Origin of the sequence: Microbacterium sp. NPDC090225 (genome assembly GCF_044772365.1) — a bacterium.
Taxonomy (GTDB): Bacteria; Actinomycetota; Actinomycetes; order Actinomycetales; family Microbacteriaceae; genus Microbacterium.
Genome location: NZ_JBIVYS010000001.1, coordinates 118,513 through 140,791, shown reverse-complemented (window position 1 = coordinate 140,791; position 22,279 = coordinate 118,513). Strand labels below are relative to the sequence as shown.

Here is a 22,279-nt window from a genome sequence, read left to right as displayed (position 1 = left end):
CGCTCTCCTCTCACCGCCGTGCGTCGACTCGGGTCAGCCAACCGTCACATCGTAGAACAGCGGCCGACCGTACAGGTCGTACGAGAGGCCGTCGATGCGCTCGCCGACGGCGGTGATCGCCGAGGGGCTGTAGAGCGGAACGATGGCCGTGTACGTCGCGTTCCATTCCTGCAGCTGCGTGTAGATCGTGTTGCGCTGGGTCTGATCGCTGGTCGCGACCGCCTGCTCGAGAAGCCCGTCGACCTCGGCATCGGTGACCTGCGAGGCGTTCTGGAAGCCATCGGTGTGCAGGTGCGCGCGCAGGAAGTCGGGGTCGACGCCCGAGAAGCCCCAGTCGGTGAGGTCGAATGTCTTCGGTCCGTACTGCTCGTTGTAGGCGCCCGGCTCGAGCACCTCGCGCTCGACCTCGAAGCCGATCTTCTTCAGGTCGGACTGGATCGCGTTCGCGAGGGCCGCGCGGTCGTCGGGCACCGGCGTCCAGGCGATCCAGCGTGCGGAGAGACGCGCGCCGTCCTTCATGCGGATGCCATCGGTGTCGCGCTCGGTCCAGCCGGCTTCGTCGAGGAGGCGGTTCGCCTCGTCGGGGTCGAACGCCCACGTGCCCTCGAGAGCCGCGTCGTAACCCGGCGTCGTCGAGCTCAACACACTCCAGGCGCGGGGGAACTGGCCGAAGAAGATCTCCTCGACCGCGGGGTCGATGTCGATGCCACGGGCGAACGCCTGGCGCACCTTCTCGTCGGCGAACACGCCGTACTTCTCGTTGAGGTAGAGCGAGTACGGGAGGCCCGGGTACTCGACCGAGTCGACGCGCACGCCGTCACCGAGGTCTCCGGCGAGGTTCGGCGGGATGTTGCTCGCGAGGTCCGCCTCACCGCTCGTCACGACGCCGGCACGGACGGATGCCTCGGGCTGGATCTCGACGCGCAGGGTCTCGAACTTCGGGGCGCCTTCGCCGTGCGGACCCCAGGCGTAGTCATCGTTGCGCGTGTACACGAGCTCCTGGTCGGGCGTGTACTCGGTGAGCTCGAACGGCCCGGTGCCGACCGTGATCCCGGGGCCACCGGCCTTGAGCTGATCGGCGGAGTCGGCGAGGACGGCCGGTGAGTAGAACCCGAGCTGGGGCGTGCTGGCCGCCTGCAGGAAGGGAGCGTAGGGCTGGGTGAAGCTCACCGTCACCGTGTGGTCGTCGACGACCTCGGTACCCGCGTAGAAGTCGGCGCCGAGCATGCTCGCCGCCTGCGCGGATGCGGTCTCCGGGTCGACGATGCGGTCGAAGTTCGCCTTGACCGCCGCCGCGTCGAAGGGCTCGCCGTCGGTGAAGGTGACGTCGTCGCGCAGCGTGAAGGTGTACTCCGTGCTGTCGTCCGACACGGTCCAGTCGGTCGCGAGCCACGGGGAGAACGTGCCGTCCTCCTCCTGGAAGACGAGCGAGTCGAGCACCGCGCGCTGCACCGTGCCCGACACGTCGAGCTGGCTGACCTGCGGGTCCATGTGACCGGCGGAGAGGTTCGCACCCTCGATCGACCACACCACCTCGCCGTCACCGTCCTGCCCACCGGGGGTGGCGCAGGCGCTGAGCGCCAGGGCGGTCACGGCGACGATCGCCGCGGCGGGGAGAAGACGGCGCACGGATGCTGCGGGCATGACGATTCCTCAGAACGAAAGATGGGGGTGAGATCAGTCTAGGACCGATTCTTGGACTGGGTCGATTTGCGACGGCATCCGCTCGCGCGCGCCCTCGCTAGACTGGTGGGCACACCCACACTCAGGCACGCTCACACAGTGCCGCATACATCGCTCGAGGAGACCCTTCATGCCTGCTTCCGAAATCGCGCAGAACCAGATTCCCGACAAGCCCGCACTCGAAGGTCTCGAAGCGAAGTGGGATGCCGCCTGGGCGGAGCAGGGCACTTACCTGTTCGACCGCATGCGGGCGGCGCAGTCCGGCCGCGACGGCGTGTACTCGATCGACACCCCGCCGCCGACGGCATCCGGCAGCCTGCACATCGGTCACGTGTTCTCCTACACGCACACCGACGTCAAGGCGCGCTTCGAGCGCATGCGCGGCAAGACGGTGTTCTACCCGATGGGCTGGGACGACAACGGCCTCCCGACCGAACGCCGCGTGCAGAACTACTACGGAGTGCGCTGCGACCCGTCGCTGCCGTACACCCCCGACTTCACTCCCCCGTTCGAGGGCGGCGACAACAAGTCGAGCCGTGCCGCCGACCAGCTGCCGATCAGCCGCCGCAACTTCATCGAGCTGTGCGAACGCCTCACCCTCGAGGACGAGAAGCAGTTCGAGGCACTGTTCCGCCAGCTCGGCCTGAGCGTGGACTGGACGCAGACGTACCGCACGATCTCGGACGACACGATCCGCCAGAGCCAGCTCGCGTTCCTGCGCAACATCGAGCGCGGTGAGGCGTATCAGGCCCTCGCGCCGACGCTCTGGGACATCGACTTCCGATCCGCGATCGCGCAGGCCGAGCTCGAGGACCGCGAGCAGCAGGCGGCCTATCACACGATCGAATTCCCCTTCGCGGACGGATCGGGGTCGATCGCCATCGACACCACCCGCCCGGAACTGCTCCCCGCATGCATCGCGATCGTGACGCACCCCGAGGGCCCGCACAAGCACCTGATCGGCACGAAGGTGCGCACGCCCTTCTTCGGCGCCGAGATCGAGATCCACGGTCACCACCTCGCTCAGCCCGACAAGGGCACGGGAGCCGCGATGGTCTGCACCTTCGGCGACGTGACCGACATCATCTGGTGGCGCGAACTCCGCACCGCCGCCGGCGAGTCGCTGCCGAACATGACGACGATCGGCCTGGACGGTCGCTTCCTGCCGGAGGCGCCGTCGACCGTCGCCGACGCCGATGCCCGCGCCTGGTACGCCGAGGAGGTCGCCGGCAAGACGGTGTTCAGCGCCCGCAAGGCGATCGTCGAGAAGCTGCAGGAGACCGGCGACATGACCGCGGTCGGCAAGCCGTTCAGCCACGCGGTGAAGTTCTTCGAGAAGGGCGACCGCCCGCTCGAGATCGTGTCGACGCGCCAGTGGTACATCCGCAACGGCGCCCGCGACGGCGAGCTGCGCGAGCAGCTGCTCTCGCACGGCACCGAGCTCAACTGGTACCCGGACTTCATGCGCGTGCGCTACGAGAACTGGGTCAGCGGGCTCACGGGCGACTGGCTCGTGTCGCGTCAGCGCTTCTTCGGCGTGCCGATCCCGCTCTGGTACGGACTCGACGAGAACGGCGAACGCGACTACGACCGCGTGATCGTGCCGGATGCCGCATCGCTTCCGATCGACCCGACCACCGACGTGCCCGACGGTTACACCGAGGACCAGCGCGGCGTCGCGGGTGGCTTCGACGCCGAGGCCGACATCTTCGACACCTGGGCGACCTCATCGCTCACCCCTCAGCTCGCCGGAGGCTGGGAGCGCGACGAGGAACTGTGGAACCTCACGGCCCCGTTCGACCTGCGCCCGCAGGGTCAGGACATCATCCGCACCTGGCTCTTCTCGACCATGCTGCGATCCGTCCTCGAAGACGGCCGTTCGCCCTGGCGCAACGCCGCCATCAGCGGTTTCATCGTCGACCCCGACCGCAAGAAGATGTCGAAGTCCAAGGGCAACGTGGTCACGCCGGCCGACATCCTCGAGACGCACGGATCGGATGCCGTGCGCTACTGGTCCGCGTCGAGTCGCCTCGGCGCCGATGCCGCCTTCGACCCGCAGAGCCCGACGCAGGTCAAGATCGGCCGTCGCCTCGCGATCAAGGTGCTGAACGCGGCGAAGTTCGTGCTGTCGTTCCCGGTGCCCCAGGGAGCCCAGGTCACGCACGCCCTCGACGCCTCGATGCTCAGCGCGCTCGACGGCGTGATCGCCGAGGCCACCGCCGCGTTCGAGAACTACGACCAAGCCCGTGCGCTCGAGATCACCGAGGCGTTCTTCTGGACGTTCTGCGATGACTACCTCGAGCTGGTGAAGGAGCGTGCGTACAACCAGAACGACGTCGGGCAGGCATCCGCTGCCCTTGCGCTGCGCCTCGCGCTGTCGACGTTGCTGCGGCTGCTCGCCCCCGTGCTGTCGTTCGCGACCGAGGAGGCATGGTCGTGGTTCGAGGAGGGCTCGGTGCATACCGCTGCCTGGCCCGAAGCTCTCGGCATCGAGGGTGACACCGCCGTGCTGTCGGCGGCGAGTGAGGCACTGATCGGCATCCGCCGCGCGAAGACCGAGGCCAAGGCCTCGCAGAAGACTCCGGTGTCGCGTGCGGTGATCGCCGCGCCCGCCGCGAGGCTCGTCGCTCTCCGAGCCGCCGCCGACGACCTGCGGGCCGTGGGCCGGATCGCCGAGCTGGAGTTCGTGGAGGCGGATGCTTTCGCCGTCACCGCCATCGAACTCGCACCGACCGAGGCCTCCTGATGCAGCTGGGCACGCGCTGGGCGACCGGTTCAGAGGCTCCGGCGTCGGTTCCCGCGGCTCTGCGTCCCGCGATCGCCGAGGTCGAGTCGCGCGGAGTCACCGGTCACTGGACACTCACCTGGCTCGAGGGGCGGGCGATCGCCGAGCTCGACGCCGGCTGGGAGGTCCTGCAGTCCGCAACGGGCGAGGTCATCGCCCGCCCGTTCGAGGACTGACCCTCCGCTTCGTGTTGAGAGGTCCCTCCGCCCACCGGCGGAGGGACCTCTTGCGGTTTCCGCGGGAAGCCCCGACGATGTGGGCATGACCGCCTTTCCTGACCGCCCGTTCGGCGCGATGGAGCGCCTCACCCTCGATCCCGACCCTCTGGCGGTGATCCGGCATGGGGGCATCCGCATCGCCGACCTGCGCGACGCCTTCGACACCGGCTACGGCGCGATCGCCGTCTTCTTCCACGACGGCACGCTCGTGCCGGTGGGGCCCGCCGTGGCCATCTATTACGGGGACCCGATGGGCGTTTTCGACCTGGAGCTCGGCTTCCCCGTCGCCACGGCGCCGACCGATCCGCTGACGACTGCGAACGGCGCCTCTGTGCAGTCGTCTGCTCTTCCGTCCGGCGACGCCGCGGCGACGACATACATCGGCCCGTACGACGGTCTCGGGCGGGCGTGGATGGGCCTCGCCGAGCGAGCCGGCGCGGAGGGCCTGCACCACCGGGGAATCTGGATCGAGGTCTACGTCTCCGACCCCACCGAGGATCCCGAAGAGCTGCGCACCGACCTCATCCTGCCGGTCGCCTGAGGCCCCGGGAGCGGAGGAACTCCTCCGCTTTGTACCAGGTCAGTTGGTGATAGCTCTGATGCAGGTGCTCGGCGAGGCCCTCGAACGGAACCACATGGACTCCGATGTCCTCGTTCTCGTCGAGCGACTGCGCCGACGTCGGTCGACAGCCGAGCGCCACGAAATGATGCACGCGGTTCGTGTGGTTGCCGAAGTTCGCCCACGTTGCACCGAGCGCGATCATCGACGCCGCTTCGTATCCGGTCTCCTCTCGGAGTTCCCGAGCGGCTGCGACGGCCACGTCTTCACCCTCGGCTACCCCACCGCCGATCGTGCCCCGCGCGACGATGCCCGCTCCGTGACGATACTCCTCGACGATGACGGCGTCGCCGACGGTGTCGATGGCGAGCACGGAGACCCAATCGCCGTATTCGAGAACGTAGTAGGGCGCGATCGTCCGCCCTCGGGCATCGACGCAGTCATCGGCACGCACCGAGATCCACCGATCGGAGACGACGGTTTCGGACCGGCGGGTCTCCCAAGGTTCAGGCGACGACGCCCGCTCCGAGGTCACGCGCTCTTGCGCTTGCGTTCCATCACGATCGTGGGAGGCGCACCTTCGTCGACGGCGGCGCGAGTCACGATCACCTTTGCGACGTCTTCGGCCGAGGGGATCTCGAACATGATCGGGCCGAGCACGTCCTCGAGGATCGCACGCAGCCCCCGCGCGCCGGTCTTGCGCTCGACGGCGAGATCGGCGATCGAGCGGAGCGCGTCGTCTTCGAATTCGAGCTGCACGCCGTCGAGCTCGAACATGCGCTGGTACTGCTTCACGAGCGCGTTGCGCGGGCCGGTGAGGATGTCGATCAGTGCGTCCTGGTCGAGCGGAGACACCGAGGCGATCACGGGCAGACGGCCGATGAACTCGGGGATCAGGCCGAACTTGTGCAGGTCGTCGGGCAGCACCTCGCTGAAGAGATCGAGATCCTTGCCCTTGTCGTGCAGCGGGGCGCCGAAGCCGATGCCGTGCTTGCCGACGCGTGCCGAGACGATGTCTTCGAGACCCGCGAACGCTCCGGCGACGATGAACAGGACGTTCGTGGTGTCGATCTGCAGGAACTCCTGGTGCGGATGCTTGCGCCCACCCTGCGGCGGGACCGAGGCTACCGTGCCCTCGAGGATCTTGAGCAGCGCCTGCTGCACGCCTTCACCCGAGACGTCGCGGGTGATCGACGGGTTCTCGGCTTTGCGGGCCACCTTGTCGATCTCGTCGATGTAGATGATGCCCTGCTCGGCGCGCTTGACGTCGTAGTCCGCCGCCTGGATGAGCTTGAGGAGGATGTTCTCGACGTCTTCACCGACGTAGCCGGCCTCGGTCAGCGCGGTCGCATCGGCGACGGCGAACGGCACGTTGAGGCGCTTGGCGAGCGTCTGGGCGAGATAGGTCTTGCCGCAACCGGTCGGCCCGATGAGCATGATGTTGCTCTTCGCGATCTCGACCTCGTCGGCCTTCTGCTCCGCGGGCTGCAGCGTGCTGTGCGCGCGCGTGCGCTTGTAGTGGTTGTAGACGGCGACGGCGAGCGCCTTCTTCGCAGGCTCCTGGCCGACGACGTACTCCTCGAGGAACGAGAAGATCTCGCGGGGCTTGGGCAGATCGAAGTCCGTCACTCCCTCGGCGGAGGACTCGGCCATCCGCTCCTCGATGATCTCGTTGCACAGCTCGACGCACTCGTCGCAGATGTACACACCGGGGCCAGCGATGAGCTGCTGCACCTGCTTCTGGCTCTTTCCGCAGAACGAGCACTTGAACAGGTCAGCGCTTTCACCGATACGGGCCATGCGCGTCCTCCTATGGGGGATCCAGAGATCGTGCTTCGAGCCTAACCTCTGCATCGGACACCGGGACGCATTGGGACGGGGCCGTGTCAGAGAGCATCGGCTCGGGGGGATCGACACGACGAGGGGCCGACCCGCAGCATCCTGCGAACCGGCCCCTCGAAGAACGGTCAGATCAGATCATGCTCTTGGTGTGCCACACGGTCTTGACCTCGGTGAACGCCGCGATGCGCTCGGGCGAGGCGACGACCTCACCCGGTGCAATCACTCGCTTGAGCGTCTCGGCTGCCGCGATCTGGAGGTCGACCCACTCCAGCGCACCGGCACCCGCGAGATCGAGCGCGTTCACGTCCTGATGCGAGGCGAGCCACGGGGCGATCTCGGCCGGCGAGCCGGTGAGCACGTTCACCACGCCGCCGGGCACGTCGCTGGTCGCGAGCACCTCGGCGAGGCTGATGGCAGAGAGCGGATGCCGTTCACTCGCGATCACGACGACCGTGTTGCCGGCGACGAGCGCCGGAGCCACGACCGAGACGAGTCCGAGCAGCGCCGAGTCCTGCGGGGCGACGATCGCGACGACACCGGTCGGCTCCGGGACGGTGATGTTGAAGTACGGGCCGGCGACGGGGTTCGCGTTCCCGGCCACCTGGGCGTACTTGTCGCACCATCCCGCGTACCAGACCCAGAGATCGATCGCCTCGTCGACCTGGGAGGCAGCGGCGGATGCCGATGCCCCCTCCTGGGAGACGATCTCGTCGATGAACTGCGCACGGCGCCCCTCGAGCACCTCGGCGACGCGGTAGAGCACCTGGCCGCGGTTGTATGCGGTGGCGCCCGACCAGCCCTTCACCGCGGAACGCGCGGCCACGACGGCATCGCGGGCGTCCTTGCGGGACCCCTGCGCCGCGTTCGCGAGGAAGGCCCCCTTGGGCGAGACGACCTCGTAGGTACGGCCGGACTCGCTGCGCGGGAAGGCGCCGCCGATCGCGAGCTTGTACGTCTTCGGCACGGTCAGTCGCTTGCTCATGCTGCCGATCCCTTCAGGTAGGCGGTGAGACCCTGGCGGCCGCCCTCGCGGCCGTAACCGGACTCCTTGTATCCGCCGAACGGGCTCGACGGATCGAAACGGTTGAACGTGTTCGCCCACACCACGCCCGCGCGCAGGCGATCGGCGACGGCGAGGATGCGCGATCCCTTGTCCGACCAGATGCCCGCAGAGAGGCCGTAGGGGGTGTTGTTGGCCTTGGCGATCGCCTCGGCCGGCGTGCGGAAGGTCAGGACCGAGAGCACCGGGCCGAACACCTCGTCGCGGGCGATGCGGTGCGAAGCCTCGACGCCCGTGAAGATCGTCGGGGCGAACCAGAAGCCCTTTTCCGGGATCGCGCAGTCCGCGGTCCAGCGCTCGGCGCCCTCCGCCTCGCCGATGTCGCTGAGCTCGCGGATGCGTGCCAGCTGGGCGGCGGAGTTGATGGCGCCGATGTCGGTGTTCTTGTCGAGCGGGTCGCCCAGACGCAGCGTCGACAGGCGCGTCTTGAGCCGGTCGATGATCTCGTCGTGGATCGACTCCTGCACGAGCAGGCGGCTCCCGGCGCAGCACACGTGCCCCTGGTTGAAGAAGATGCCGTTGACGATCCCCTCGACCGCCTGGTCGATCGGCGCGTCGTCGAACACGATGTTCGCGGCCTTGCCACCGAGCTCGAGCGTGAGCTTCTTGTTCGTGCCGGCCACCGCCTTCGCGATGTCGCGGCCGACGCCGGTCGAACCGGTGAAGGCGACCTTGTCGACGTCGGGGTGGCGCACGAGAGCCGCGCCCGTGGACCCGGCACCGGTGATGATGTTGACGACACCGGCGGGCAGATCCGCCTGCTGCAGGATCTCCGCGAAGATCAGCGCGGTGAGCGGCGTCGTCTCGGCGGGCTTCAGCACGACCGTGTTACCGGCCGCAAGGGCAGGGGCGAGCTTCCACGCGAGCATCAGCAGCGGGAAGTTCCACGGGATGACCTGACCGGCCACGCCGAGCGCACGCGGGTTCGCGCCGAGGCCGGCGTGATCGAGTTTGTCGGCCCATCCGGCGTAGTAGAAGAACCAGGCGGCGACCAGGGGCACGTCGACGTCACGGCTCTCCTTGATCGGCTTGCCGTTGTCGAGGCTCTCGGCCACGGCGAGCTCGCGGGCGCGCTCCTGCACGAGGCGGGCGATGCGGAAGAGGTACTTACCGCGATCGCGACCGCTCATCCGCGACCACGTCTTCTCGTAGGCACGGCGTGCAGCGGCGACGGCGCGGTCGACGTCGTCATCGCTCGCGGTCGCGATCTCGGCGATGCGCTTCTCGGTCGCGGGCGAGATGGTGGTGAAGCTGTCGCCGGATCCGTCGACGAACTCACCGTCGATGAAGAGGCCGTAGCTGTCCTTGAGGTTCAGCAGCGCCGTGGATTCCGGCGCAGGGGCGTATTCCAGAAATGACATTTTGCGTATCCCAGTCAGTCGATCGTGACGTAGTCGGGGCCGGAGTAGTGGCCGGTGGTGAGCTTCTGACGCTGCAGCAGCACGTCGTTGAGGAGGCTCGAGGCGCCGAAGCGGAACAGGTGCGGCTGGAGCCACTCCTCCCCCACGGTCTCGGCGACGGTGACGAGATACTTGATCGCGTCCTTCGAGGAGCGGATGCCGCCGGCCGGCTTCACACCGATCTTCTCGCCGGTCGCGCGGTGCCAGTCGCGCACCGTCTCGAGCATGAGCAGCGTCGTCGGGAGAGTCGCCGCCGGCTGCACCTTTCCGGTCGAGGTCTTGATGAAGTCGCCACCCGCGAGGATGCCGAGCCACGACGCCCGCTTGATGTTGTCGTAGGTGTTCAGCTCACCGGTCTCGAGGATCACCTTGAGCGAGGCGTAGCTGCCGTCCTCGCGGCGGCAGGCTTCCTTCACTCGCGCGATCTGGTCGAACACGAGCCCGTAGCGCCCGGAGAGGAATGCTCCCCGGTCGATGACCATGTCGATCTCGTCGGCTCCGGCGGCGACGGCCTCGGCCGTGTCGGCGAGCTTGATCTCGAGCGACGAACGGCCGCTCGGGAACGCCGTCGCGACGGCGGCGACCGAGATCAGCCCCTCGTCGGGATCGCCGTGCAGGGCACCGAGTGCGGTCACCGCGTCTCCGACCATGTCGCCGTAGACGCACACCGCTGCGACCTTCGGGGTCGTGGGGTCCGCAGCATCCGGGTTCTTGGCCTTGGCGACCAGAGAACGCACCTTGCCGGGGGTGTCGGCCCCCTCGAGAGTGGTGAGGTCGATCAGCGTGATGATCGTGTCGAGAGCCCACGCCTTCGACGTCGTCTTGATCGATCGCGTGCCCAGGCCCGCGGCGCGCTGCTCGAGGCCGACGGCGTCGACGCCGGGGAGGCCTTGCAGGAAGCGGCGGAGCGTCGCGTCGTCGGGATCTCCGCCGAGCACGTCCACCGCCGTTCTGCGGGTCAGTTCATTGGTCGTCATCGTTCCTCCAACAATGCTCGTGCTGTGGTCTCATCTGTCACCAGAACCCCGCACAGGCCGCTGGTGACGACGGTGCGGGCGATGTCGTGCTTCGCGGGGCCGGCGGTGACGAAGATCGCCTTCTTCGCTCCGCGCAGACGGTCGAGGCTCACGCCGACCGTGCGGGCGTCGAGCTGCGCGTCGACGATGTTGCCCTCGGCGTCGACGTAGCGGCCGAGCACATCTCCGACGGCTCCGCGTCGGGCGAGCTCGTCGACGTCCTCGGCGCTGAGGTACCCGTTCTCGACATGCGCCGACGAGGCGTCGCACGGACCGGCCGTGAAGAGGAAGGCCTGCGCATCGGCGGCCTCCTCGAGGATGCCGGCGACGGTTCGGTCGGATTCGATCGCCTGCTTGGTCTCGACGCGCTCGAGGATCGCGGGGCTGGGCAGCAGCGACACCTGCCCGTTCGCGCGCTGCGCGATCGTCACCGCGAGCCCTGCGGCACCACCAGATCGGCGATTTAGGCTCACTCCCCCGTTGAGCTGGACGACAGTGACCCCGTTCGCCCACCCGTCGGGAAGGGCCTCGGCTACAGCGCGGAGAGTGCGCCCCCAGCTCACCCCGAGCGTGCGGGGCACGGGACGGAGTGCCGTCAGGAAGTCGGCCGCGGCCTGGGCGACCCGTTCCAGCGTGCCGTCGTCGCCCTCGGGAGCGGGGACCACCACCGCGTCACTCAATCCGAAGCGCTCGACGAGCTCGCGCTCGAGGCCCAGGCGCCGGGCCCGGGGGTGGATGATCTCGATGCGGACGATGCCGCGCTCGCGCGCCTGGGTCAGCAGACGGCCGACCTTCCAGCGCGAGATCTTGAGGAGTCCGCCGATCTCGTCTTGCGTCTTGTCCTCGTCGTAGTACAGCTCGGCGACCCGGACCATGAGCAGTTCGTCTTCCACGGCATCCTCCTTCCGTGGTCCAGCGTACGACGCTTCCCGCGTTGGCGCACGTCGATGCTCATATGAGCATCGACCGGCATTCGTCCGCACATCTGCCGGGTACGACGAAGGGGCGCCGGTCACATGACCGACGCCCCTTCGAGGAGAGAGCGACTCAGGCGCGCTTGCGCGAGGTGAGCACCTGATCGACGATCCCGTACTCGCGAGCCTGTTCGGCCGAGAGGATGTTGTCGCGATCGATGTCGCGGTTGATCTGCTCGACCGGCTTGCCGGTGTGCTTCGCCATGGTCTCTTCGAGCCAGGTGCGCATGCGGAGGATCTCCGCCGCCTGGATCTCGATGTCGGATGCCTGCCCCTGGCCTGCCTCGCCCATGGCGGGCTGGTGGATCAGAACGCGAGCGTTCGGCAGCGCGAGGCGCTTGCCCGGCGCGCCGGCGGCGAGCAGCACGGATGCCGCGGAAGCCGCCTGGCCCAGGACGACGGTCTGGATCTGCGGCGCGACGTACTGCATCGTGTCGTAGATCGCCGTCATCGCGGTGAACGAGCCGCCGGGCGAGTTGATGTACATCGTGATGTCGCGCTCGGAGTCCTGGCTCTCGAGAACGAGGAGCTGCGCCATCACGTCATCGGCGGACGCGTCATCGACCTGCACGCCGAGGAAGATCACGCGATCCTCGAACAGCTTGTTGTACGGGTCCTGGCGTTTGAAGCCGTATGCCGTACGCTCCTCGAACTGAGGGAGCACGTAGCGGCTGGAGGGCAGGTTGCCTGCGGATTGGAAAGTGGGCGTGTACATGGTGTCCTTTCGAATCCGGATTACGCGGCGTCGTCGGCCGTGCCGCCGCCACCGGTGACGTCGCTGGCGTGCTCGCGGATGTGGTCGACGAAGCCGTACTCGAGCGCCTCCTCGGCCGTGAACCAGCGGTCGCGGTCGCCATCGGCGTTGATCTGCTCGACGGACTTGCCCGTCTGACCGGCGGTGATCTCGGCGAGACGCTTCTTCATCGACAGGATGAGCTGCGCCTGGGTCTGGATGTCGCTCGACGTTCCACCGAAGCCGCCGTGCGGCTGGTGCAGCAGCACGCGTGCGTTCGGGGTGATGTAGCGCTTGCCCTTGGTGCCGCTGGTGAGCAGCAGCTGTCCCATCGAGGCGGCCATGCCGATACCGACGGTGACGATGTCGTTCGGCACGAACTGCATCGTGTCGTAGATCGCCATTCCCGCGGTGATCGAGCCACCGGGCGAGTTGATGTAGAGGTAGATGTCCTTTTCCGAGTCCTCTGCGGCGAGAAGAAGGATCTTCGCGCAGATCTCGTTGGCGTTCTGGTCACGCACCTCTGAGCCCAGCCAGATGATGCGATCCTTCAGCAGCCTGTCGAAGACGCTCGTCGCGACAAGGGGTTCTGCAGCCATTTCAGCTCCTGTTTCCGTGTTCGTGCTTCGAATCTACCGGCGACCGCGCAGCCCTCAGGCCGTTGTTCGCCGTCGGCATATCAGCGTGGCGGATCGACCAGTTCGCGGGCGTATCCGGTGACCGAGCGCGTGTACCGCGGCAGGTGCGGCGCGAGCGCCTCCAGCGCGATGGCGGCACCGCGCACGGGATCGCCGCTCGACACCAGTGCGAGGGCGTAGAAGGCCGACGCCGCATCGCCGAAAGCGCCGCCCCGCTCCCTCTCGGCTCGGAGCATCTCCAGCGCCTCGTCGGTGCCGCCGAGGTTCCGCAGAGTGCTCGCCAGTTGGATCACGGCCTGCGGCCGATGCTCCTCGTCGAGACCTTCGGCGAGAGCGCGCCGGTAGAGCACCTCGGCCTCCGCCTCGATACCGGCGGAGTCGCGGGCCCCGGCCCGCTCGAACAGCGCGCGGCCGTCGTCGTCGCTCCGCTCCGCCGCGAGAGCGTCGATGCGGACGATCCGTTCCGCATCGGTCAGGGCGGCGTCCGCCCATACGGCATCGATCCGCGTGTTCCAGTCATCCATCGGGCACTCCTCGCTGATGAGAAAGGGGCGGATGCCGCAGCATCCGCCCCTTTCATGGTGATCGTGAGATCACTCGGCCTTGTCGGCCGCCTTCTTGGCCGGAGCCTTCTTGGCGGCGGGCTTCTTCGCAGCCGGCTTCTCGTCGGCGTCGCCGTCGGCCGCCTTCTTGGCGGGAGCCTTCTTGGCGGGAGCCTTCTTCGCCGGAGCCTTCTTCTCGGCGGGAGCCTCCTCGGCCTCCGCAGCCTCCGCCTCGTCATCGGTCACGATGAAATCGGACAGATCGACCGGCTTGCCGTTGGTGTCGACGACCTTGACCTTGCCCAGGGCGACGGCCAGCGCCTTGTTGCGCGCGACCTCACCGACGAGTGCGGGGAGCTGGTTCGACGACTGCAGAGCCTCGACGAACTCCTGCGGCGCCATGCCGTACTGTGCAGCGGACTGCACGAGGTACTGGCTGAGCTCCTCCTGCGAGACCTGCACGTCGGCCTGCTCGGCGATCGTGTCGAGCAGAACCTGCGTACGGAACTGCTTCTCGCTCGCCTCGGTGACCTCGGCACGGTGGACGTCGTCCTCGAGGCGGTTCTCGCCCTCGAGGTGGTTGTGCACCTCGTCCTCGATGAGCTGCGGCGGAACTGGGATCTCGATCTGCTCGAGCAGCGTCTCGACGAGCTTGTCGCGCGCGGCCGAACCCTGCGTGAACACGCCCTGCTGCGCCACACGCTCGGCGAGGCTGGCGCGCAGCTCGGCGATGGTGTCGAACTCGCTCGCGATCTGCGCGAAGTCGTCGTCGGCCTCGGGGAGCTCGCGCTCCTTGACGGCCTTGACGGTCACGGCGACCTCGGCCTCGGAACCGGCGTGGTCTCCGCCGACGAGAGCCGAACGGAAGGTGGTGTCCTCACCGGCGGTGAGCGACTCGATTGCGTCGTCGATGCCCTCGAGCAGCTCGCCGGAGCCGACCTCGTAGGACACGCCCTCGGCGCGGTCGATCTCTGCGCCGTCGATGGTGGCGACGAGGTCGAGCTCGACGAAGTCGCCCTTCGCTGCGGGACGGTCGACCGGGACCAGCGTGCCGAAGCGGGCGCGCATGTTCTCGAGCTCGGCGTCGAGAGCGGCGTCATCCGCCTCGACGGCGTCGACGGTCACGGTGATGCCCTCGTAGGAGGGGAGCTCGATCTCGGGGCGCACGTCGACCTCGACATCGACGAGCAGGTCGCCGGAGAAGTCCTTCTCGCTCGGCCACTGGGTGATGTCGGCGGACGGACGGCCGACGATGCGCAGCTTGTGCTCGGCGCTCGCCTCGCGGAAGAACTTGTCGAGGCCCTCGTTGACCGCGTGCTCGATGACGGCGCCGCGGCCGACGCGCTGGTCGATGATGGGAGCAGGGACCTTGCCCTTGCGGAAGCCGGGGATCTGGACGTCCTGAGCGATGTGCTCGTAGGCGTGAGCGATGCTCGGCTTGAGGTCGTCCGGGGTGACCGTGATGGTGAGCTTGACCCGGGTCGGGGTCAGCTTCTCGACGGTGCTGTTCGCCATGCTTGTGTGTCTCCTTGTGATTTCCGCGGTGCACCGCGGCCGTGAGCCTTGGGGGCCGTGTCGGGGCGACAGGAGTTGAACCTGCGACCTCCCGCTCCCAAAGCGGGCGCTCTACCAAACTGAGCTACGCCCCGGGGAATCCGCACGCAGATTCAGCCCCACCGAGTCTAACGGACAGGAGCATGCCTCAGAGTCCGGTATAGTCGATGAGTCGGCAACCGAGCTCCTGGGCTCGTTTCCGGGGCTGTAGCTTAGTGGTAAAGCCTTAGTCTTCCAAACTAATGATGCGGGTTCGATTCCCGTCAGCCCCTCCACATCACGAAGGCCCTCGTCGCGAGACGAGGGCCTTCGTCGTCCGCGCCATCTCCTAGACTCGAGGGCATATCCACGTGGTGCCACGACGAGGGGGATGCCGGTGAGCGACGGGAATCGACCTCCGAGCGGGATCGTCCCCGCGCACGGGCACCACCAGCTGCCCCCGCGATTCTCCGGCGGAACGGAAGCGGTCGTCCGCCGCCGCCGCTACACACCGAAGGCTCTGGTGTTCGGAATCCTCGGTGCGGCCGTCGCCGTCGGGGCGTTCACGGCCGTCCATATCGGTGCCAACCTCCGCTTCGACGATGCGGCCGACGCCTATCAGGCCGTCCGCACCGACGCGATCTCTGCGCGTTCCGCACTCGAGACCGGTGTCGACGCACTGACCGCGACCACCACCTCCGCCGATCAGCTGCTCGCCGCCGACACCGGCATGCTGATGGACGGCATCCTGCTCGACGATCTCACCACGGCGATCACCGACGCGAAGGACGAGACAACGACCGCCCAGGAGCTGACGGCGCAAGACCCGCCCCGACTCGGCGAGAAGCCGGGTTGGTTCTGGGAGCTGTTCGGCACCGCGGATCTTCTCGATGCGCAGGCCGACGACGCCGACGCGCTCCGATCCGACCTCGACGCGCAGCTGCCCGTGGTGGAACAGGCGGACTCCGCGATGATCGACGCCGCCAGCACGATCGTCACCGGCGCCGCCGCCGCCGTTCCTGCGTTCGAGGCCGCGCACCTCTCGGCGAAGAACCTCGACATCATCGCGATGCGCACAGCCGCCGAGGACATCGCTCCGCTCACGACGCTCGACCAGGACGCCGTAGCGCGCTTCACCGCGCTCCAGGCATCCGCCGCCCAGGTCGTCGTCTCCCAGGATGCGGAGATGGCGGAGAAGGCCGGCCCGCTGCTCGGCGCCCGGCTCGAGATCGAGGCGTTCGCCCGTTCGCTCGCCCCGGGCGTGCTGCTCGAGTTCGATTGGGCCCCGATCGTCAACGGAGCAGGCGACAACGGGAGCATGGGCGGGTACACGACCTGGTGGTGGGACGAGCCGGACCGATCCGTGATCCTGCTGTCGAACTCGGTCGCCGAGCAGTGGCCCGCCGAGCGGAGCAAAGCGCTCGTCGCCCATGAGGTCGGCCACGCGATCAGCGTGAAGTGCGAAGACATGTACGACTCCTCCACCCAGGACAGCATCGAGAAGTGGGCGACCGCCTGGGCGATCAGCATGGGATTCACCGACGACGCGAACGGCGTCTGGGCCTACGGTTACCCGCCGGAGAGCTACATCGCCGCGGCCGCCGGATGCCGCTGACGCTCCCCACCTGCAGACACGACGAAGCCCCCGCGATTCGATCGCGGGGGCTTCGTGATGTCTGTCTGCGGAATTACTGCCCGCGACGCTCGCGCAGCTGAGTGAGCGCGTCGTCGAGGAGCTGGACGGCCTCCTCGTCGGTGCGACGCTCCTTCACATAGGCGAGGTGCGTCTTGTACGGCTCGGTCTTCGCCAGCGCGGGCGGATTCTCACGATCGCGACCGGCCGGAAGACCGGACTGCGGGTGATCGATCGTGTCGGGGATCTCCTCTTCGGGCAGACCTGCCGCGAAGTAGCGAACCGTCTCGTTGCCGAGGCCGTCCCAGTACGAGACCGCGATGCGGTCGGCGTGGTAACCGTGGTCCTGCTCGCCCATCGGGCCGGAGCCGACGCGGGTGCCACGAATGGCGTTGCCACCGGTAGCCATCAGATCACCTCGAACTTCGTGATGAGTCCCAGCGCGACGATCGCCACGAACCAGGCCAATGCCAGAACGACCGTGAAGCGGTTCAGGTTGCGCTCGGCGAGACCGGACGAGCCGACCGCCGAGGACATCCCTCCACCGAACATGTCGGAGAGGCCGCCACCGCGACCCTTGTGCAGAAGGATGAGAAGGGTCAGCAGAACGCTGGTGATGCCCAGCACGACCTGCAGGACGAACTCGAGAATTGCCACGAGAAAGAGCCTTTCGCTGGGGCAGGAGTGCCCCCGTAACGGTCAAGTATACGGTGCAGCGGGGCCGAAGCCCCGCCGCACTCACACTCCGACGTGCTTCTCGAAGCGGATGATCGCAGCGAACTCGTCGACGACGAGGCTCGCACCGCCCACCAGCGCACCATCGACGTCGGGCTCGCGCATGAAGCTCGCGATGTTCGCGGACTTCACCGAACCGCCGTAGAGGATCCGGGTGCGGGCGGCCGCATCGTCGCCGAGGACCTTCGCGATGACACCGCGCAACGCGGCGCAGACATCCTGCGCCTGCTGCGGCGTCGCCGCCTGTCCCGAGCCGATCGCCCAGACGGGCTCGTACGCCACGACGATGTCGGCGGATGCCGGCACGTTCTGCAGCGCGACTTCGAGCTGACCGGCCGGAACCGCGCTGGCCCCGAACTTCTCGAGATCCTCCGCGGTCTCACCGACGCAGATCACCGGCACGAGACCGTGCTTGATCGTCGCCTGCACCTTGGCCGCGACGACCTCGTCGGATTCGGCGTGGTACTCACGACGCTCCGAGTGGCCGAGGATCACGTACTTCGCATCCAGCTTGGCGAGGAACGCACCCGAGACCTCACCGGTGTAGGCGCCCGAGTCGTGCGCCGAGACGTCCTGCGCGCCTAGGGCGAACGGGATCTTGTCGGCGTCGATCAGCGTCTGCACGCTGCGAATGTCGGTGAAGGGCGGGAACACCGCCACCTCCACGGAACCGTCCTCGTGCTTGGCATCCTTCAGCGTCCAATGCAGCTTCTGCACGAACGCGACCGCCTGCAGGTGGTCGAGGTTCATCTTCCAGTTTCCCGCGATCAGCGGGGTACGGGCGTTCAGGCCCATCCGAGCACCTCCAGGCCGGGTAGTTTCTTTCCCTCGAGGAACTCGAGGCTGGCGCCGCCGCCGGTCGAGATGTGGCCGAAGCGGTCGTCGGCGAATCCGAGCTGACGCACGGCGGCTGCGGAGTCTCCCCCGCCGACCACGCTGAGACCGTCGACCTCGGTCAACGCCTGCGCGACGGTCTTCGTGCCGTTCGCGAAAGCGGGGAACTCGAACACGCCCATCGGACCGTTCCAGAACACCGTCTTCGACTCCCGGATGACCTCCGCGAACCGCGCGGCGGTCTCGGGGCCGATGTCGAGACCGATGCCCGACGAGCCGAACGCCGTCGACTCGATCGCATCGGCGGCCGTGGTCTCGTGCGCCGCATCTGCGGAGAACGAGGCGGCTACGACCACGTCGGTCGGGAGCACGAGCTCCACGCCGCGCTTCTCGGCCTCGGCGATGTAGCCGCGCACTGTGTCGAGCTGATCCTCTTCCAGGAGGCTCGAGGCCACATCGTGGCCCTGCGCCTTGAGGAAGGTGAACAGCATGCCGCCACCGACGAGGATCCGATCGACGCGCGGCAGCAGGTGCGAGATGACGCCCAGCTTGTCGCTGACCTTCGACCCGCCGAGCACGACCGCGTACGGGCGCTCGGGGTTCTCGGTGAGACGATCGAGCACGTCCAGCTCTGCCGCGATGAGCAGACCGGCAGCCGAGGGCAGGATCTCCGCGAGGTCGTAGACGCTCGCCTGCTTGCGGTGCACGACACCGAAGCCGTCGGAGACGAGGACGTCGCCCAGCTCCGCCAGTTCGGCCGCGAACGCCGCGCGGGTCGCGTCATCCTTCGAGGTCTCCCCCGGGTTGAAACGCAGGTTCTCGATCACGACGACGTCGCCGTTCTCGAGCGACGCCACGGCATCCTTCGCCGACTCGCCGACCGTGTCGCGGGCGAAGGCGACCGGCTTGCCGAGCAACTCGGACAGCCGCTGAGCGACCGGCTCGAGGCTGTACTGGGGGTCGGGCGCGCCGTCAGGGCGGCCGAGGTGCGAGCAGACGACGACGCGGGCGCCCGCGTTGATGAGTGCGTTGAGGGTCGGCAACGAGGCGCGTACACGGCCATCGTCCGTTATGACCCCGTCCCGCAGGGGGACGTTCAGGTCACAACGGACGATGACGCGCTTGCCCTCGAGCGAACCCAGTGAGTCCAGGGTGCGCAGAGTCATGGGGCGATGCTCAGAGACGCTCTGCCACGTACTCGGTCAGGTCGACGAGACGGTTGGAGTAGCCCCACTCGTTGTCGTACCAGCTGGAGAGCTTGACCTGGTTGCCGATGACACGGAGCAGACCGGCGTCGAAGATCGACGAGTGCGGGTCGGTGACGATGTCGCTCGAGACGATCTCGTCCTCCGTGTACTTGAGGATGCCCTTGAGGGGGCCCTCGGCAGCTGCCTTGTACGCGGCCTTGATCTCATCGACCGTGACCGGGGTCTTGGTCGTGATCGTGAGGTCGGTGATCGAGCCGGTGGGCACCGGCACGCGCAGCGCGAAGCCGTCGAGCTTGCCCTTGAGCTCCGGCAGGACCAGGCCGATGGCCTTGGCCGCACCCGTGGAGGTCGGGACGATGTTGATCGCTGCGGCGCGGGCGCGACGCAGGTCGCTGTGCGGGCCGTCCTGCAGGTTCTGGTCTGCGGTGTAGGCGTGGACCGTGGTCATGAGACCGGTCTCGATGCCGAACGCGTCGTTGAACACCTTGGCCAGCGGCGCGAGGCAGTTCGTCGTGCAGGAGGCGTTCGAGATGATGTGGTCGGTCGCCGGGTTGTAGGTGTCCTCGTTCACGCCCATCACGATGGTCGCGTCGTCACCCGTGGCGGGAGCCGAGATGAGCACCTTCTTGGCGCCGGCGTCGATGTGCTTCTTGGCGAGCTCCGCCTTGGTGAAGAAGCCGGTCGACTCGATGACGATGTCGACACCCAGCTCGCCCCAGGGGAGGTTGGCGGGGTCGCGCTCGGCGAAAGCCTTGATGACGTTGCCGTTGACGGTGATGCTGTTCTCGTCGTAGCTCACCTCGGCGTCGAGGCGACCGGTGATCGAGTCGTACTTCAGCAGGTGCGCCAGGGTCTTGTTGTCGGTGAGGTCGTTGACCGCGACGATTTCGATGTCCGCTCCCTGCGCGAGAGCCGCGCGGAAGTAGTTGCGTCCGATACGGCCGAAGCCGTTGATACCGATCTTGACAGACACTCAGGTCTCCTGATTTCTCGTGCGCTTGCGCGCGGTTTCTACTAGAGAAGCGTGGACAACGGCGTCCCGACGGGCGAATCGTCCGTCGGGACGCCCGTCTTGTTTACGACAGTACCAGCAGGCCAGCGGTCTTCTCGCGGGCCACCTCGAAGCGCTGGGCGACGTTCTCCCAGTTGGCGATGTTCCACGCGGCCTTGACGTAGTCGGCCTTCACGTTGAGGTAGTCGAGGTAGAAGGCGTGCTCCCACATGTCGAGCTGGAACAGCGGAACGGTGCCCTGCGCGGTGTTCGCCTGCTGGTCGAACAGCTGCTGGATGATCAGGCGGGCGCCGATCGGATCCCAGCTCAGCACGGCCCATCCGGAACCCTGGATGCCGGTGGCTGCCGCGGTGAAGTGCGCCTTGAACTTCTCGAAAGAACCGAAGTACTCGTCGATGGCCGCCTTCAGCTCGCCCTCCGGCTGGCCGCCGCCGTTCGGCGAGAGGTTGGTCCAGAAGATCGAGTGGTTGACGTGTCCACCGAGGTTGAACGCGAGGTCCTTCTCGAGCTTGTTGACGTTCGCGAGGTTTCCGCTGTCGCGGGCCTCGGCGAGCTGCTCGAGCGCGGTGTTCGCACCGGTCACATACGCCTGGTGGTGCTTGTCATGGTGCAGCTCCATGATCTTTCCGCTGATGTGCGGCTCGAGAGCTGCGAAGTCGTAGGGGAGGTCGGGGAGCGTGTAGGTCGCCATATCGCTTTCATCCAATCCGCGCCGCGCCGCGGCGCTTGCCGATCCTCCGCGCCGCCGAGATGCGGCGAGGAGCGGACGTAACTCATCCTACTGACGCACAACGCCCGACGGCACCGGATCCTTCCGCTGAATGACGAAGAGAGCCGACCCTTGACAGGACCGGCTCTCTTGTGAGCACTGAGGCGAGGTTCAGACGTCGAGCCCGGCGGGCACCGCCGCCTCGGTCCCGGGGATCCCGTCGTGCTGCGCCTTCTTGTCGGCCATCGCCAGGAGACGACGGATGCGGCCGGCGACGGCATCCTTCGTGAGCGGCGGGTCGGCGTGGTGTCCGAGTTCGTCGAGGCTCGCATCGCGGTGAGCGAGACGCAACTCGCCCGCCACGCGCAGGTGGTCGGGTACCTCGTCGGCGAGGATCTGGAGCGCACGTTCGACGCGCGCGCACGCGGCGACGGCGGCCTGCGCCGAACGACGCAGGTTCGCGTCGTCGAAGTTGACGAGACGGTTGACACCGGCGCGCACCTCTCGGCGCTGCCGCAGTTCTTCCCACGCCACAGCGGTGCGGTGGGCACCCATCTCGCTGAGGATGGCGCGGATCGCTTCGCCCTCGCGGACGACCACGCGCGGCATGCCGCGGACTTCACGGGCCTTCGCAGCGACTCCCAGGCGGTGCGCGGCACCGACGAGCGCCATCGCGGCCTCCGATGACGGGCAGACGACTTCGAGCATGGCGGAGCGGCCGGGCTCGCTGAGCGTTCCCGCAGCGAGGAAGGCACCGCGCCAGAGACCGGCGAGTTCCGAGCGCGAACCGGTCGTGAGGCGGTTCGGGAGTCCGCGCACCGGACGACGACGCTGGTCCAGGAGACCGGTCTGACGGGCGAGAGTCTCCCCCGAGTCGATGACGCGCACGGCCCATCGGGCGCCCTCGTTGGCGGTGCTGGACTGAACCTGGGCGATCTCGGGACGAACACCGTAGATCTCGGCGAGATCCCGGGCCACGCGACGCGCGAGAGTCTCGGCATCCACTTCCGCTTCGACGGCCACCCGACCGGCGATCGAGTGCAGGCCGCCGGCGAACCGCAGGATGGCGGTCACCTCCGCGACTCGCACCGTCGGGGGTGCATTTCGGATGCTGACCAGCTCGGCCTTGACGTCGGTGGTGAGTGCCACGGGACTCCTTCTACGT

22 protein-coding genes and 2 tRNA genes are annotated in these 22,279 nt (G+C 67.7%); 5 read left to right on the top strand and 19 right to left on the bottom strand.

The window, feature by feature from the left end; genetic code table 11:
- Positions 1-33 precede the first annotated feature (33 nt).
- Complete coding sequence (locus tag ACIQTT_RS00660; RefSeq protein ID WP_402784652.1) at positions 34-1,644, bottom strand: ABC transporter substrate-binding protein; 1,611 nt, start codon at positions 1,642-1,644, stop codon at positions 34-36.
- Between the two features lie 169 nt (positions 1,645-1,813).
- On the opposite strand from ACIQTT_RS00660, the gene valS reads away from it, so the two are divergent.
- The 3 genes from valS to ACIQTT_RS00645 all read left to right on the top strand — a co-directional run bounded on the left by valS (position 1,814) and on the right by ACIQTT_RS00645 (position 5,227).
- The gene (valS, locus tag ACIQTT_RS00655) at positions 1,814-4,429 is read left to right on the top strand and encodes a valine--tRNA ligase (protein WP_402784649.1); all 2,616 of its coding nucleotides are present in this window, start codon (positions 1,814-1,816) and stop codon (positions 4,427-4,429) included.
- Complete coding sequence (locus tag ACIQTT_RS00650) at positions 4,429-4,644, top strand: hypothetical protein (RefSeq protein ID WP_247622146.1); 216 nt, start codon at positions 4,429-4,431, stop codon at positions 4,642-4,644. Before valS ends, ACIQTT_RS00650 begins: the two co-directional genes overlap by 1 nt.
- Before the next feature lie 85 nt (positions 4,645-4,729).
- On the top strand, positions 4,730-5,227 hold the full coding sequence (locus tag ACIQTT_RS00645) for a GyrI-like domain-containing protein (RefSeq protein ID WP_402784646.1): 498 nt from the start codon (positions 4,730-4,732) through the stop codon (positions 5,225-5,227).
- On the opposite strand, the gene ACIQTT_RS00640 is transcribed toward ACIQTT_RS00645, so the two are convergent.
- The 11 genes from ACIQTT_RS00640 to ACIQTT_RS00590 form a co-directional block, all read right to left on the bottom strand.
- Positions 5,208-5,699 (bottom strand): NUDIX hydrolase, encoded by a 492-nt coding sequence (locus ACIQTT_RS00640; protein WP_402784643.1) that lies wholly within the window; start codon positions 5,697-5,699, stop codon positions 5,208-5,210. The genes ACIQTT_RS00645 and ACIQTT_RS00640 overlap by 20 nt on opposite strands.
- A 77-nt stretch (positions 5,700-5,776) precedes the next feature.
- Positions 5,777-7,045 (bottom strand): ATP-dependent Clp protease ATP-binding subunit ClpX, encoded by a 1,269-nt coding sequence (gene clpX, locus ACIQTT_RS00635; RefSeq protein ID WP_247622143.1) that lies wholly within the window; start codon positions 7,043-7,045, stop codon positions 5,777-5,779.
- Positions 7,046-7,217: 172 nt separating this feature from the next.
- A complete protein-coding gene (locus ACIQTT_RS00630) occupies positions 7,218-8,069 on the bottom strand; it encodes an aldehyde dehydrogenase family protein (protein ID WP_402784639.1) in 852 nt (283 codons plus the stop codon).
- Positions 8,066-9,508, bottom strand: a complete 1,443-nt coding sequence (locus ACIQTT_RS00625; RefSeq protein WP_402784636.1) for an aldehyde dehydrogenase family protein — start codon at positions 9,506-9,508, stop codon at positions 8,066-8,068. The genes ACIQTT_RS00630 and ACIQTT_RS00625 overlap by 4 nt, the downstream gene beginning before the upstream one ends.
- Before the next feature lie 14 nt (positions 9,509-9,522).
- A complete protein-coding gene (gene deoC / locus ACIQTT_RS00620; protein WP_402784633.1) occupies positions 9,523-10,524 on the bottom strand; it encodes a deoxyribose-phosphate aldolase in 1,002 nt (333 codons plus the stop codon).
- Positions 10,521-11,456: a sugar-binding transcriptional regulator gene (locus ACIQTT_RS00615; protein WP_247956387.1), complete on the bottom strand. Its 936-nt coding sequence runs from the start codon at positions 11,454-11,456 to the stop codon at positions 10,521-10,523. The genes deoC and ACIQTT_RS00615 overlap by 4 nt, the downstream gene beginning before the upstream one ends.
- A gap of 154 nt (positions 11,457-11,610) precedes the next feature.
- Positions 11,611-12,252: an ATP-dependent Clp protease proteolytic subunit gene (locus ACIQTT_RS00610; RefSeq protein ID WP_247622138.1), complete on the bottom strand. Its 642-nt coding sequence runs from the start codon at positions 12,250-12,252 to the stop codon at positions 11,611-11,613.
- 20 nt (positions 12,253-12,272) lie between these two features.
- Entirely contained in the window at positions 12,273-12,869 is a 597-nt protein-coding gene (locus ACIQTT_RS00605) for an ATP-dependent Clp protease proteolytic subunit (protein ID WP_247622137.1), read from the bottom strand.
- 80 nt (positions 12,870-12,949) lie between these two features.
- Positions 12,950-13,432 carry a tetratricopeptide repeat protein gene (locus ACIQTT_RS00600; RefSeq protein WP_402784627.1) on the bottom strand — a complete coding sequence of 161 codons (483 nt, stop codon included), beginning with the start codon at positions 13,430-13,432 and terminating at the stop codon, positions 12,950-12,952.
- A gap of 69 nt (positions 13,433-13,501) precedes the next feature.
- Positions 13,502-14,965: a trigger factor gene (tig, locus tag ACIQTT_RS00595; RefSeq protein WP_402784624.1), complete on the bottom strand. Its 1,464-nt coding sequence runs from the start codon at positions 14,963-14,965 to the stop codon at positions 13,502-13,504.
- 60 nt (positions 14,966-15,025) lie between these two features.
- Positions 15,026-15,099: transfer RNA gene (locus ACIQTT_RS00590), tRNA-Pro, on the bottom strand.
- A gap of 106 nt (positions 15,100-15,205) precedes the next feature.
- On the opposite strand from ACIQTT_RS00590, the gene ACIQTT_RS00585 reads away from it, so the two are divergent.
- Together ACIQTT_RS00585 and ACIQTT_RS00580 are read left to right on the top strand one after the other, a co-directional pair.
- Positions 15,206-15,279 (top strand) — tRNA-Gly (locus ACIQTT_RS00585).
- Positions 15,280-15,380: 101 nt separating this feature from the next.
- On the top strand, positions 15,381-16,598 hold the full coding sequence (locus ACIQTT_RS00580; RefSeq protein ID WP_402784621.1) for a hypothetical protein: 1,218 nt from the start codon (positions 15,381-15,383) through the stop codon (positions 16,596-16,598).
- Positions 16,599-16,671: 73 nt separating this feature from the next.
- On the opposite strand, the gene ACIQTT_RS00575 is transcribed toward ACIQTT_RS00580, so the two are convergent.
- From ACIQTT_RS00575 to whiA, 7 genes are all read right to left on the bottom strand, one after another.
- Entirely contained in the window at positions 16,672-17,025 is a 354-nt protein-coding gene (locus tag ACIQTT_RS00575) for an RNA polymerase-binding protein RbpA (protein WP_247622133.1), read from the bottom strand.
- The gene (gene secG, locus ACIQTT_RS00570; RefSeq protein WP_247622132.1) at positions 17,025-17,273 is read right to left on the bottom strand and encodes a preprotein translocase subunit SecG; all 249 of its coding nucleotides are present in this window, start codon (positions 17,271-17,273) and stop codon (positions 17,025-17,027) included. The genes ACIQTT_RS00575 and secG overlap by 1 nt, the downstream gene beginning before the upstream one ends.
- Positions 17,274-17,354: 81 nt before the next feature.
- A complete protein-coding gene (gene tpiA / locus ACIQTT_RS00565; protein ID WP_402784617.1) occupies positions 17,355-18,146 on the bottom strand; it encodes a triose-phosphate isomerase in 792 nt (263 codons plus the stop codon).
- Positions 18,137-19,351 (bottom strand): phosphoglycerate kinase, encoded by a 1,215-nt coding sequence (locus tag ACIQTT_RS00560; RefSeq protein ID WP_402784614.1) that lies wholly within the window; start codon positions 19,349-19,351, stop codon positions 18,137-18,139. Before ACIQTT_RS00560 ends, tpiA begins: the two co-directional genes overlap by 10 nt.
- Before the next feature lie 10 nt (positions 19,352-19,361).
- On the bottom strand, positions 19,362-20,366 hold the full coding sequence (gene gap, locus ACIQTT_RS00555) for a type I glyceraldehyde-3-phosphate dehydrogenase (protein ID WP_247622129.1): 1,005 nt from the start codon (positions 20,364-20,366) through the stop codon (positions 19,362-19,364).
- A gap of 103 nt (positions 20,367-20,469) precedes the next feature.
- Positions 20,470-21,096, bottom strand: coding sequence for a superoxide dismutase (locus ACIQTT_RS00550; protein WP_402784611.1), 627 nt, complete (start codon positions 21,094-21,096; stop codon positions 20,470-20,472).
- A 189-nt stretch (positions 21,097-21,285) separates the two neighbouring features.
- Positions 21,286-22,263 (bottom strand): DNA-binding protein WhiA, encoded by a 978-nt coding sequence (gene whiA / locus ACIQTT_RS00545; RefSeq protein ID WP_402784608.1) that lies wholly within the window; start codon positions 22,261-22,263, stop codon positions 21,286-21,288.
- Positions 22,264-22,279: the final 16 nt, after the last annotated feature.

Coding starts and splice junctions, on each gene's coding strand:
- ACIQTT_RS00660 (WP_402784652.1), bottom strand. CDS start 1,644: ATGCCCGCAGCATCCGTGCGCCGTCTTCTCCCCGCCGCGGCGATCGTC.
- valS (WP_402784649.1), top strand. CDS start 1,814: ATGCCTGCTTCCGAAATCGCGCAGAACCAGATTCCCGACAAGCCCGCA.
- ACIQTT_RS00650 (WP_247622146.1), top strand. CDS start 4,429: ATGCAGCTGGGCACGCGCTGGGCGACCGGTTCAGAGGCTCCGGCGTCG.
- ACIQTT_RS00645 (WP_402784646.1), top strand. CDS start 4,730: ATGACCGCCTTTCCTGACCGCCCGTTCGGCGCGATGGAGCGCCTCACC.
- clpX (WP_247622143.1), bottom strand. CDS start 7,045: ATGGCCCGTATCGGTGAAAGCGCTGACCTGTTCAAGTGCTCGTTCTGC.
- ACIQTT_RS00630 (WP_402784639.1), bottom strand. CDS start 8,069: ATGAGCAAGCGACTGACCGTGCCGAAGACGTACAAGCTCGCGATCGGC.
- ACIQTT_RS00625 (WP_402784636.1), bottom strand. CDS start 9,508: ATGTCATTTCTGGAATACGCCCCTGCGCCGGAATCCACGGCGCTGCTG.
- deoC (WP_402784633.1), bottom strand. CDS start 10,524: ATGACGACCAATGAACTGACCCGCAGAACGGCGGTGGACGTGCTCGGC.
- ACIQTT_RS00610 (WP_247622138.1), bottom strand. CDS start 12,252: ATGTACACGCCCACTTTCCAATCCGCAGGCAACCTGCCCTCCAGCCGC.
- ACIQTT_RS00605 (WP_247622137.1), bottom strand. CDS start 12,869: ATGGCTGCAGAACCCCTTGTCGCGACGAGCGTCTTCGACAGGCTGCTG.
- ACIQTT_RS00600 (WP_402784627.1), bottom strand. CDS start 13,432: ATGGATGACTGGAACACGCGGATCGATGCCGTATGGGCGGACGCCGCC.
- tig (WP_402784624.1), bottom strand. CDS start 14,965: ATGGCGAACAGCACCGTCGAGAAGCTGACCCCGACCCGGGTCAAGCTC.
- ACIQTT_RS00575 (WP_247622133.1), bottom strand. CDS start 17,025: ATGGCTACCGGTGGCAACGCCATTCGTGGCACCCGCGTCGGCTCCGGC.
- tpiA (WP_402784617.1), bottom strand. CDS start 18,146: ATGGGCCTGAACGCCCGTACCCCGCTGATCGCGGGAAACTGGAAGATG.
- ACIQTT_RS00560 (WP_402784614.1), bottom strand. CDS start 19,351: ATGACTCTGCGCACCCTGGACTCACTGGGTTCGCTCGAGGGCAAGCGC.
- ACIQTT_RS00550 (WP_402784611.1), bottom strand. CDS start 21,096: ATGGCGACCTACACGCTCCCCGACCTCCCCTACGACTTCGCAGCTCTC.